A 12,008-nucleotide genomic window follows, 5' to 3' on the forward strand; every position below is an offset into this window, starting at 1 on the left:
CACGGGGTGTCAAAACCATTTGTGGGGGGTGGGGTCGCGTGGGGGCCCGGCGCGCACGCGCCGGGCCCGATCGCATTTTCACGGTCTAGCGAACGCCGTAGAGGTGCTCGAGGGCGAGCTGGTCGAGGTGCTCGAAGGCCATGCCCTTGGCGGCGAGGCCTTCGACGTCGACCTTGACGTCCTTGAGGTCGGCCCAGGTCTCGCCTTCGCTCAGGGTCGGGGTCGCGAGCTCGTCGACGCGGGCGGCCTTCAGGGCCTCCTGCACTTCGGGGTCGGCGCGGAAGGCGCGGACCTTGGCCTGCAGGATCTTGTAGTTGCGCATGCAGGCGGCGGCCGAGACCCACACGCCGTTGTCGTCTTCGACGCGCGGGGGCTTGTAGTCGAAGTGGACGGGGCCGGTGTACTGGCCCTTGGCGATGCCCTCTTCGACGGCGTCGACGGTCCAGAACGCGCCGCCGACGTTGCCGGCGCCGAAGCGCAGGTCCTGGTCGAAGCGCGGACCGGTCTGGCCGTTGAGGTCGATGTGGTAGAGCTTGCCGTGCCACATGGCCTGGCGGATGCCGGCGGCGTAGTCGAGCCCGGCCATCTCCTCGTGCCCGATCTCGGGGTTGATGCCGACCAGTTCGGGGCGCTCGAGCTCGTTGATGAACGCGAGGGCGTGGCCGAGGGTCGGCAGCAGGATGTTGCCGCGGGGCTCGTTCGGCTTGGGCTCGATGGCGAAGCGGATGTCGTAGCCCTGCTCGGTGACGTAGTCGCCGAGCGTGTCGAAGGCTTCCTTCATGCGGGCCATGGCGGACTGGATGTCCTTGGAGCCGCCGAACTCGGCGCCTTCGCGGCCGCCCCAGGCGACGTAGATCTCGGCGCCGAGTTCGGCGGCGAGGTCGATGTTGCGCATGACCTTGCTGATCGCGAAGCGGCGCACGTCGCGGTCGTTGTGCGTGAAGCCGCCGTCTTTGAAGATCGGGTGGCTGAAGAGGTTGGTGGTCGCGGTGGTGACCTTGAGGCCGGTCTCGTCGAGGGCCTTGCGGAACGCGCCGACCTTGGCGTCGCGCTCGGCTTCCGAGGCGTCGAAGTCGAACACGTCGTTGTCGTGGAAGTTGACGCCGTAGGCGCCGAGCTCGGCGAGCTTGCGCACGGCGCGGTCGGCGGCCATGGAGGCGCGGGTGGCCGAGCCGAAGACGTCCTGAGCCGCCCAGCCGACCGTCCAGATGCCGAAGGAGAACTTGTCCTCGGGCACCGGTGCGTATTTGTCGGTCATGATCGATCCTTTTCTCATTGGTGTGCGGCCCAGGACGAGGTCTCGTCCCGGAGGCTCGCGTACTGCTCGGACACGTTTGCGGCGGCAGTGCCGGTGAGCCGCGCGGTGTCGCCTGTCTTCCACTGTGGCGGGGTCTTGGAGCCGGTGAGCGCCCAGGCGGCCTGCTTGGCGGCGCCGAGGGCGACGTATTCGGCCGTGGGGGGCACGTCCACGTCGACGCCGAACACGCTCGGGGCGATGCGGCGCACGGCCTCGGAGGCGGACGCGCCGCCGATGAGGAGTACGCGCTGGGCCTGGAGCCCTTGGGCCGCGAGGGCGGCGAGGCCGTCGGCCTGGGCCGAGAGCATGCCTTCGACGGCGGCGCGGGCGAGGTCTTCGCGGGTCGCACCGGTCGTGAGCCCGGAGAGGACCCCGGTCGCGTCGGGGCGGTTGGGGGTCCGTTCGCCGTCGAGATACGGCAGGAGGGTGAGGCCTCCGGCGCCGGGCTCGGCGGCGAGCGCGAGGCGGTCGAACTCGGCGTGGTCGACGCCGAGGAGCGCGCGGAAGGTGTCGAGGACGCGGGCGGCGTTGAGGGTGCACACGAGCGGCAGGTACCGGCCGGTGGCGTCGGCGAACCCGGCCACGAGCCCGGAGGGGTCGGCGGCGGGGACGTCGGAGACGCCGAAGACGGTGCCGGAGGTGCCGAGGGAGACGACCACGTCGCCGGGTCCGAGGCCGAGGCCGAGCGCGGCGCCGGCGTTGTCGCCGGTGCCGGGGGCCACGGCCGCGCCGGAGGCGGTGCGCCCGACGACCTCGTTCGGGGCGGCCACGCGCGGGAGCGCGAGTTCGCGGCCGAAGGCCTGGACGAGGCGGCTCCGCACATAGTCGCCGGTGGCGGGCGACCAGTAGCCGGTGCCCGAGGCGTCCGAGCGGTCGGTCGCGGCTTCGGCGGCGGAGACCCCGCGGAGCTTCATGGTGAGCCAGTCGTGCGGGAGCATGACTGAAACAGTTTTCGCCGCGTTCTCAGGCTCGTTCTCGGCCATCCAGGCGAGTTTCGTGGCGGTGAAGGAGGCGGCGAGGACGAGGCCGGTGTCGGCGGCCCAGGCCTCGGGGCCGCCGTGCTCGGCGGTGAGCCGCCCGGCCTGCGGGGCCGAGCGGGTGTCGTTCCACAGCAGCGCGTCCCGCACGACCTGGTCGTCCGCGTCGAGGGCGACCATGCCGTGCTGCTGCCCGGCGACGGCCACGGCCTCGGCGCGTTCGAGCAGGCCCTTGCCGGCCTCTTGGAGCGCCTCCCACCAGGCTTCGGGCGGGCACTCGGTCCCGTCCGGGTGGGAGGCGCGACCGGAGTCGACGATCTCGCCGGTCTCGGCTTCGACCAACAACACTTTCGTCGACTGCGTCGATGAGTCGACTCCGGCCACCAAGGTCATCTAGTTACGCTCCAGCTCCACGTTCGCGGGCTTGCCCGCAACATCTACGACGCTCACATTAGCGATGTCCGCCGGGCCTGTCGACACCAGGGTCACAACAGTTTCTGAAACTGTTTCAAGAGACACGGTAGTGTCGCCGTCGACGTCGGAAATCGTGATCCCGCGGTCCGGCGTACCCCACACCTCGAGGGTGATGCCCTCGAATGCGCCGTCGCCGATCTGGAGGCCGGGCTCGACGCGCGGCAGGATCGCGCCGAAGCGCACGAACACCGGGAAGGTCTCCAGGCCGTGCTTCGTGTCGATGTAGCGTCCGCCCTCGTGGACCTCCTTGGTCCAGAAGTCGATCCAGCGGCCCTCGGGCAGGTACACCTTGCGCTCGCCCGACGGGTCGTTCACCGGGGCGACGAGGAGGTCCTTGCCGAAGCGGTACTCCTGGTCGGCGTTCCACGCCACCGGGTCGCCCGGGTTGTCCACATTGAGCGCGCGCAGCACCGGCTCACCGGTGCGCGAGGCGTGCACGGCCGCCGAGTAGATGTACGGCATCAGCGAGTACCGCAGCTTCAGCGACTCGACCGCGAGGCGCTCGGCCTCCTCGGAGAACTCCCACAGCTCGCGGGTCGTCGTGCCGTGGTAGCGCAGCAGCGGCGACAAGGCGCCGAACTGGGCCCAGCGGATGTACAGGTCGTCGGTCGGGGTGCCGTTGAAGCCGCCGGTGTCGTGCGACCAGAACGGGACGCCCGACAGGCCGTGCGAGAGCCCGCCGCGGATGGTGCCGCCCAGGCCCGCCCACGTGGTCTGCACGTCGCCCGACCACTGCGCGGAGTGGCGCTGGCCGCCGAGGAACGACGAGCGCGCCCAGACGAGCTCGTGGCCGTTGATCTCGCGGGTCACCTCGACCACCGCGTCGTTGTACAGCAGCGTGTACGCGTTGTGCAGCTCGGTGCCGGTCATGCCGTTGTGCGCCACCGCGTCAGCGGGCACGCCCTCGGCGAAGTCGGTCTTGTACAGGGCCGCGCCCGCCTGCAGCGGACCGCGCAGCAGGTCCTTCCACCACGCGACCGCGTCGGGGTTGGTGAAGTCGACGATGCCGCTGGCCTGGTGCGAGCCGTGCCAGACGTCCGCCACGTACGTCTCGCCCTTGGCGTTCTTCAGGAAGTAGCCGCGCTCGTCGCCCTCGGCGAAGACCGGCGACTTGTGGGAGATGTAGGAGTTCATCCACAGGCAGACCTTGAAGCCCTGCGCGGTGAGCTCGGCGAGCATCCGCTCGGGTTCGGGGAAGTTCTCGCGGTCCCACTGCATGTCGGACCAGTGCGGCTCGTGCTGCCAGAACGTGTCGAGGTGCAGCACGTCGCAGGGGATGCCGCGCTCGCGGATCTTCTTGGCCCGCTCCATGACCCGCTCCTCGGAGTCCACGAAGAAGCCCGAGGAGATCCAGGTGCCGAAGGCCCATTTCGGAGGGAGCGAGGGCCGGGAGGTGAGGCCGTCGAAGCGGTCCAGGACCTCGACGGGCGTGCCGCCCAGCACGAAGTACTCGAGCGCGTCGTCGGGCACGATGAACTCGACGGCCGCGTGGGTCTGCTGGGCCACGTCGAACTCGACGGGGGCGCCCGAGTTGACGACGATCCCGTAGCCGCGGTCGGAGACGTAGATCGGGGCGTTCTTGTACATGCGGATCGACTCGGACCCGAAGGCGTCGAAGTTCCACATGAGGGGGCGCTGGCCGCGCGCGTTGAGCGGCGCGAAGCGCTCGCCGAACCCGGCGAAGGCCTCGTCCGGCGCGGCGGTGAACGACTCGTGGTAGGCGACCGGCTGGCCGTCGACGAGGGAGCGGCCGAAGGGGAGCGAGCGCAGGCGGCCCGAGATGTCGGTCTCGCCGGGGTTCTGGGAGACGAGGCGCTTCCCGGCGGCGTCGGTGTACGTCAGGGACCAGGTGTCGAGGGTGGCGACGGCGCGGACCGAGCCGGCGTCGACGACCACGGTGCCGTCCTCGACCAGGACCTTCGCGTCGCCGTAAGCGCCGGCGTGGACCAGTTCGATGATCTTCTCGACGGAGGGGCGCGCGGCCCGGTCGGCCGACAGCCGGGCGCGGATGACGCCCTCGGCGACGGCGGCGAGCCCGATGTACAGCTCCTCCCCCGCGCTCGTCACGGCCTTGAGGAGGACCGAAGCGGGGCCGGTCTCGGCGACCTCGGCGCTCGTGACGGCGGACAGACCCTGCTCGCCGACGGCTCGCTGGGGAAGCTCCGGGGGGTCGGCGACGAAGAACTCGCGGGCGACCAGCGGCGGGCGGTAAGGCATTGGATGCTCCTGCCTGTTGAGGGTTCGTACGACAGCGCGCGAGCCGGTGGGGCGGCACGACGACTATTAGTTTATCGACTATCCCAACAAATTGCGACCGGGGTCCACAGGATTCCACCCGGCTTTCCATTTTCCGCCGGGTCGGCGGCAACCGCTCACTTTCCACTCCGCAATTCGCCGGTTTCCTCGCGCGCGTCCACTCCGTGCGCCGAGTCGCCAGCGCCGCGGGCGCGGGAAAGCTACCCTGGGCGGTGCGACCGCCCGAAGCTCACTGTCGCACACCGCGTTCAAGAAGCACTGCCACCAGCCGCAGCCACAAGCACAGTCCGATGCGAGGTACCGAGATGTCCACCGTCCGCTCCAGCCTTTCCGACGAGAACCGCGAGACCACCGCGAAGGCCCTCCAGGGCGCACTCGTCGACCTCATCGACCTCTCCCTCGTCGGCAAGCAGGCGCACTGGAACGTCTACGGCAAGAACTTCCGATCGCTCCACCTCCAGCTCGACGAGATCGTCGTGTCGGCGCGCAACGCCACCGACCTCGTCGCCGAGCGGGCCATCGCGATCGGCGTCAGCGCGGACGGGCGCGCGGGCACCGTCGCCGAGACCTCCTCGGTCCCCAAGATCCACGACGGCCAGATCAGCGACACCGAGGTCGTCTCGCTGTTCATCGAGGCCTACACCGCGATCATCGCCAACATGCGCGAGCGCATCGAGGTCACCGAGTCGGCCGACCCGGTCACCCAGGACCTCCTCATCGGCGTCACCGCCGAACTCGAGAAGCAGAGCTGGATGTTCCAGGCCGAGCTGGCCTAGCGGTACTCGCGGTCGGGGCCGGGACGCTTGCGGCGACCCGGCCCCGACCTGTGCGAAGAGTGAGGTCTAGGCGGGTGTGCAGGTCACCGTGGGGGTCGACGCGGTCGAGCCGTCGGCCTTGGTGATGTTGAAGCCGAACGTGGTCGACTGGCCCGCGGCGAGCGTGCCGTTGTAACTCTCGTTCGCGCCGTTCACCGTCGCACCGGTGAGCGTCCCGGTCACGCTCCAGGCGTTGGAGATCCGCTCCGAGCCTGGCCAGGTCCACGTCACCTTCCAGCCGTTCAGGTTCTGGTTGGCCTTGACGGTGGCCGAGTAGGTCGCACCGGTGTTCCACGGACTCGAGACGGAGAGCGTCGCGGTGCAGCCCGAGCCGGTGGGCGGGGGCGAGGTGGTCGCCGGGTCCGAAGTGGCCGGAGTCGTGGTCGGGTTGCCGGTGCCGCCGCCGCCGAGGGCGTTCAGCACCGCGGTGTAGGCGGGCTTCTTGGCGTAGTCCTCGAAGAACAGCAGCGCCGCACCGGTGCCGGGGAAGGTGCCGGGCACCCACGAGTCGTTGTCGCGCAGGCCCCAGACGGTGATGCCGGAGCAGTCGGCGAGTTCGGCGCAGATCTCGGTCACGCGCCGGTAGTCCTCCGCCTGCTGTGCCAGTTCATTGGCGTCAGCCGGCGTGTTGAGCCGGATGTCCAGCTCGGTGATGCGCACCTTCAGGCCCAGGTCCACGAACCGCTGCAGGTTCGCCTCCATCGTGGAGGGCACCTGACCGAGGATGAGGTGGGACTGGAAGCCGACGCCGTCGAGGATGTTCTGCGACTTCAAGCCCTGCGCGATCCGGTAGATCGTGTCGGACTTGGCGTTGTCGCCCTCGATCGAGTAGTCGTTGATGTAGAGGTCGGCGTTCGGATCGGCCGCGCGGGCGGTCTGGAACGCGGTGGTGATGAACCCTTCGCCCATGGTGCGCAGCCAGAACGAGTCGCGCATGGCGCCGTTGTTGTCGCTGACGACCTCGTTCACGACGTCCCAGGAGTCGACCCGGCCCTCGTAGCGGTTCGCGACGGTGTTGATGTGGTCGACCATGGCGGTGCGCATGGCCGTGGCGTTGAGGCCTTGCACCCAGCTGGGGGTCTGAGCGTGCCATACGAAGGTGTGCCCGTGGACGGACTGGCCGTTGTCCTCCGCGAAGTTCACGAGGGTGTCGGCCTGGGAGAAGGTGTAGTTGCCGTCCTGCGGTTCGGTCGCGTCCCACTTCATCGCGTTCTCGGCGGTGAGGGAGTTGAACTCGGTGGCGATGGTGTTGCGGTACTGCGCATTGTTCTGGAGCTTGTTCACGTCCACTGCGACGCCGATGTCCTTGCCGATGGCGTCTGCCGCGGCGCGCAGCGTGGTGGCCTGGGCGCCTGCGAACTGGGTCGAGAGCCCGATGCCGAGCGCCGCGGTCGCGAGGGTGACGGCCCCCGCGATCACCGCGCGACGGCGTTGACGGTTAAGCAGCACGAAGAACTCCTCAAGGTGGTGCCGCGCCGTGAGGGAACGAGGCTGTAGGAAGGATGGGATCCGCGGGGAGCGGAGCGCTCCCAGCGAGGTGAGCACAGCCTAGCGAATGCATCGATGTTGGTCAATGCTCACCGTTCGGTGTACCTCGCGAAGCGGAGGAGAACTCTAATATCCCCGGTATGGACAACCCGGCAATCGAAGATCCCCCTGGGACCAAACCCGTCTACCAGCGCCCTATGCCTTGGCAGATCATCGCCGCACTCGTGCTCATCGGCCTCGACGTCCTGTCCTCCGCCATGACGGCGGCACTGACGTTCTCGGTCGTGGCGGCACTGTCGGCCCTCATCTGGATCGCGCTCGGCGTGTGCATCGCCGCGCGCCTGGACAGGGCCCGGAACCTCGCGATGGCGTTCAACCTCGTCAACATCCTGATCGCCGTACTGCTCACCGTGGCGTTCGCCGCTCTCGGGCCGATCGCCGCGTTGACGGCCGCGAGCGTCGCGTTCTCGCTCGGCATGATCTTCCTGCTCGGCAGCGACGCGTCCAAGGCCTACACCTACAAGGGTCGGCCTGAGGTCGTCCCAGGACTGACGAAGGCGGGACCGATTCCGGTCCCGCCCTTGCCCTCTGCGTTACTTGGCGACGATGGAGACCATCTTGCCCGCCACCACGATGACCTTCTTGACGTCCTTGCCCGCCAGGTTCGCGGCGACCTTCTCCTCGGCCAGCGCGGCGGCCTTCACGGCCTCCTCGCCGGCGTCCGCGGCGACCTCGACGCGGCCGCGGACCTTGCCGTTGATCTGCACCGGGTAGGTGACCGTGTCCTCCACCAGGTGGCGCTCGTCGGCGACCGGGAAGTCCACATAGGCGATGCCGCCCTCGTGGCCCAGCCGCTCCCACAGCTCCTCGGCGATGTGCGGGGCGATCGGCGCGGCCATGGCGACCAGCGCCTCGGCCGCCTCGCGCGGCACCGGGTTCACGCCGGTCAGGTGGTTGTTGAACGTGATCAGCTTCGCGACGGCGGTGTTCATCCGCAGGTGCTCGTAGTCCTCGCGGACGCCGGCGATGGCCTTGTGCATCTCGCGCAGCGTCGCGGCGTCGGGCGCGGTGTCGGCGACGGTGACCTCGCCGGTCTCCTCGTCGACGATGTTGCGCCACAGGCGCTGCAGGAACCGCTGGGAGCCCACGATCGCCCGGGTCTCCCAGGGCTTGGAGTCGGCCAGGGGCCCCATGGACATCTCGTAGACGCGGAAGGTGTCGGCGCCGTAGGAGGCGCAGACCTCGTCGGGGGTGACGACGTTCTTCAGGGACTTGCCCATCTTGCCGTACTCGCGGTTCACCTTCTGGCCGTTGTAGGTGTAGACGCCCTCGGACTCCTCCTGCACCTCTTCGGCCGGGACGTAGACGCCGCGGTCGTCGGTGTAGGCGTACGCCTGGATGTAGCCCTGGTTGAACAGGCGGCGGAAGGGCTCGCGGCTGGAGACGTGGCCCAGGTCGAACAGGACCTTCTGCCAGAAGCGGGCGTACAGCAGGTGCAGGACGGCGTGCTCGACGCCGCCGATGTACAGGTCGACGCCGCCGACGTCCTCAGCGTCCTGCGGGCCCATCCAGTACGACTCGTTGGCCGGGTCGGCCAGGGCCGCGGCCGACTCCGGGTCGGTGTAGCGCAGCTCGTACCAGGAGGAGCCGGCCCAGTTGGGCATGGTGTTCAGCTCGCGGGTGTAGGTCTTGGGCCCGTCGCCCAGGTCCAGTTCGACCTCGACCCAGTCCTTGGCGCGGCCCAGGGGCGGCTCCGGGGCGGAGTCGGCGTCCTCGGGGTCGAAGGTCTTGGGCGAGAAGTCGTCCATCTGCGGCAGCTCGACGGGCAGGTGCTCGTCGGTCAGGGCCACCGGCAGGCCGGTCTCGTCGTAGACGATCGGGAAGGGCTCGCCCCAGTAGCGCTGGCGGCTGAACAGCCAGTCGCGCAGGCGGAAGGTGGTGGCGCCCTCGCCGCGGCCGTGCTCGGCCAGCCAGTCGATGATGCGGGCCTTGGCCTCCAGGACGCGCAGGCCGTCCAGGATGCCGGAGTTCACGGCGACGCCGTCGCTGGTGTAGGCGCCCTCGCCGTCCCAGGGGGCCTCGCCGGAGATGACCTGGCGGATCGGCAGGTCGAAGGCCTTGGCGAACGCGAAGTCGCGCTCGTCGTGGGCGGGCACGGCCATGATCGCGCCGGTGCCGTAGCCGGCCAGCACGTAATCGGCGATGAAGACCGGGACGGTCTCGCCGTTGACCGGGTTGGTCGCATAGCCGCCGGTGAAGACGCCGGTCTTCTCCTTGGCGTCGGCCTGGCGCTCCACATCGGTCTTGGCGGCGGCGAACGCGCGGTAGGCGGCGACGGCCCCGGCCGGCGTGTCGTGCCCGCCGGTCCAGGAGGTCGGGACGCCGGCGGGCCAGGACTCGGCGGTCAGCGCCTCGACCAGCGGGTGCTCGGGGGCCAGGACCATGTAGGTGGCGCCGAACAGCGTGTCGGGGCGGGTGGTGAAGACGCGGATGTCCCCCGCGTAGGTCCCGAAGTCGACGTACGCGCCGGTGGATTTGCCGATCCAGTTGCGCTGCATGGACTTCAGGGACTCGGTCCACTCCAGGCCGTCCAGGTCGGACAGCAGGCGGTCCGCGTAGGCGGTGATGCGCATCATCCACTGCTTCAGCGTGCGGGTGTAGACCGGGAAGTTGCCGCGCTCGGAGCGCCCCTCGGAGGTGACCTCCTCGTTCGACAGCACGGTGCCCAGGCCCGGGCACCAGTTCACGGGCGCTTCGGTGACGTACGCCAAACGGTGGCCGTCGATGACGCGGCGGCGCTCGACCGCGCCCAGCTCCGACCACGGGCGGCCGTCGGGTGTGGCCCGCTCACCGGACTCGAACGCGGCGATCAGCTCGTCGATCGGCCGGGCCTTGTCGGCCTCGGTGTCGTACCAGGAGTTGAAGATCTGCAGGAAGATCCACTGCGTCCACTTGAAGTAGTCCGGGTCGGTGGTGGCGAACGCGCGGCGGTTGTCGTAGCCCATGCCCACCAGGCGCAGCTGGCGCCGGTACCGGTCGATGTTCTCGGCGGTGATCTCGGCGGGCTGGCGGCCCGTGGCGATCGCGTACTGCTCGGTGGGCAGGCCGAACGCGTCGAAGCCCATCGGGTGCAGCACGTTGAACCCGGCCATGCGCAGGTAGCGCGAGTACGCGTCCGTGGCGATGAAGCCCAGCGGGTGGCCCACGTGCAGCCCCGCCCCGGACGGGTAGGGGAACATGTCCATCACGAACTTCTTGGGCGCCCCGGCGCGCGGGTGGCCCGGCTCGGCCAGCGAACCGGCCGGGTTGGGGGCGCGGAAGGTCTGCTCGGCCTCCCAGCGCTCCTGCCAGCGCGGTTCGATCTCGTTGGCCAGCTTGGCGTCGTAGCGGTGTGCGGGTTCGGTCATGGCTCGTCCTGTGGTCCGGTGGTGGCTCTGGGTTCGGGCTCGGGTTTCCGGGTTAGACCCTAGACAGCAAAAAACCCCTGGCATGCAGGGGTGGCCGTGCTGGTTCTCTCCAGCACGGCTATCTAAGGAGCGCGATCGCCCGGGACATGCCCCCAGTGTAGCGGAGGCCCCTACGGCGGCGCATGACATGGTCACTGGGCGCGTCCGAGTAGGATGGCGGACAGGCGACCGTAACGCGGGACGGCGTGTCAGGTCGCGCATTCCCACAGACTTCCCCCGGGAGGACCATTGACCTTCGAGTCGTCCCCAGGCCAGCCGCCACAGGCCCCGGTGCCGCTCTCCCCGCAGGAGTTCAAGGCGACGGCCGAGGGCATCTTGACGAACGTCGAGTGGGTGATCGAGGGCAAGTCCCACACGATCAAACTCGCGATCGCGGTGATGCTCGCGGAAGGCCACCTGCTGCTGGAGGACGTGCCGGGGGTCGGCAAGACCCAGTTGGCGAAGGCGCTGGCCCGCTCGGTCGACTGCTCGGTGCGGCGGATCCAGTTCACGCCCGACCTGCTGCCCTCCGACGTCACGGGCGTGAGCATCTTCGACCCGGAGAAGCGCGACTTCGTGTTCAAGCCGGGCGCGATCTTCGGCAATCTGATCCTCGGCGACGAGATCAACCGCGCCAGCCCCAAGACGCAGGCCGCGCTCCTGGAGTGCATGGAGGAGCGGCAGGTCACGGTCGACGGGAACACGTACAAGCTGCGCAGCCCGTTCATGGTCATCGCCACCCAGAACCCGGTGGAGATGGAGGGCACCTACCCGCTGCCCGAGGCCCAGCGCGACCGGTTCGCGGCGCGGCTGGCGATCGGCTACCCGGATATCAACGCGGAGCTGGCGCTGCTGGACCGCCGCGAGGAGTACAACCCGCTCGACGCGCTGCGGCCGGTGGCCGACGCGGAGATGATCGTGCGGATGATCGCGGCGGCGCGCGCGGTGCACCTGGCGCCGGAGCTGAAGCGGTACGTGGTCGACCTGGTGGCCGCCACCCGCACGAACCCGCAGGTCCGCTTGGGAGCGAGCCCGCGCGCGACGCTGCAGCTGCTGCGGTGCACGCAGGTGCTCGCGGCCATGGACGGGCGTGATTTCGCGCTGCCGGACGACGTGCAGCAGCTGGCCGTGCCGGTGCTCGCGCACCGGCTGATCCCCACCACGGAGACGACTATGGGCGGGGGCGACACGAAGGCGATCGTCTCCGACATCCTTCGGCACGTCCCGGTGGTGTCCAACCCGGGGAGGTACTAGG

The 12,008-nt window shown here is 69.5% G+C and carries 8 protein-coding genes; 2 read left to right on the forward strand and 6 right to left on the reverse strand.

The genetic code is table 11. From position 1 onward, the window contains the following. Window positions 1-85 precede the first annotated feature (85 nt). From xylA to O1R50_RS03985, 3 genes are read right to left on the reverse strand one after another with little or no spacing between them, the layout of a single operon-like run. Window positions 86-1,258 carry a xylose isomerase gene (xylA, locus tag O1R50_RS03975; protein ID WP_270108579.1) on the reverse strand — a complete coding sequence of 391 codons (1,173 nt, stop codon included), beginning with the start codon at window positions 1,256-1,258 and terminating at the stop codon, window positions 86-88. Between the two features lie 14 nt (window positions 1,259-1,272). Further along, window positions 1,273-2,667 (reverse strand): xylulokinase, encoded by a 1,395-nt coding sequence (xylB, locus tag O1R50_RS03980; RefSeq protein ID WP_270108580.1) that lies wholly within the window; start codon window positions 2,665-2,667, stop codon window positions 1,273-1,275. Further along, entirely contained in the window at window positions 2,668-4,965 is a 2,298-nt protein-coding gene (locus O1R50_RS03985; protein ID WP_270108582.1) for a TIM-barrel domain-containing protein, read from the reverse strand. It lies immediately after the preceding gene. Window positions 4,966-5,309: 344 nt separating this feature from the next. On the opposite strand from O1R50_RS03985, the gene O1R50_RS03990 reads away from it, so the two are divergent. After that, window positions 5,310-5,780 carry a Dps family protein gene (locus O1R50_RS03990; RefSeq protein WP_270108583.1) on the forward strand — a complete coding sequence of 157 codons (471 nt, stop codon included), beginning with the start codon at window positions 5,310-5,312 and terminating at the stop codon, window positions 5,778-5,780. A gap of 66 nt (window positions 5,781-5,846) precedes the next feature. On the opposite strand, the gene O1R50_RS03995 is transcribed toward O1R50_RS03990, so the two are convergent. The 3 genes from O1R50_RS03995 to leuS form a co-directional block, all read right to left on the reverse strand. Continuing rightward, complete coding sequence (locus tag O1R50_RS03995) at window positions 5,847-7,268, reverse strand: endo-1,4-beta-xylanase (RefSeq protein WP_270108584.1); 1,422 nt, start codon at window positions 7,266-7,268, stop codon at window positions 5,847-5,849. A 223-nt stretch (window positions 7,269-7,491) separates the two neighbouring features. Continuing rightward, on the reverse strand, window positions 7,492-7,815 hold the full coding sequence (locus O1R50_RS04000; protein ID WP_270108585.1) for a hypothetical protein: 324 nt from the start codon (window positions 7,813-7,815) through the stop codon (window positions 7,492-7,494). Between the two features lie 85 nt (window positions 7,816-7,900). Beyond that, window positions 7,901-10,714, reverse strand: a complete 2,814-nt coding sequence (gene leuS / locus O1R50_RS04005) for a leucine--tRNA ligase (protein ID WP_270108586.1) — start codon at window positions 10,712-10,714, stop codon at window positions 7,901-7,903. A gap of 288 nt (window positions 10,715-11,002) precedes the next feature. Here leuS and O1R50_RS04010 point away from each other — a divergent pair, with 288 nt between their 5' ends. Beyond that, complete coding sequence (locus O1R50_RS04010; RefSeq protein WP_270108587.1) at window positions 11,003-12,007, forward strand: AAA family ATPase; 1,005 nt, start codon at window positions 11,003-11,005, stop codon at window positions 12,005-12,007. Window position 12,008 lies beyond the last annotated feature (1 nt).

Source organism: Glycomyces luteolus (assembly GCF_027622875.1).
Taxonomy (GTDB): Bacteria; Actinomycetota; Actinomycetes; order Mycobacteriales; family Micromonosporaceae; genus Glycomyces; species Glycomyces luteolus.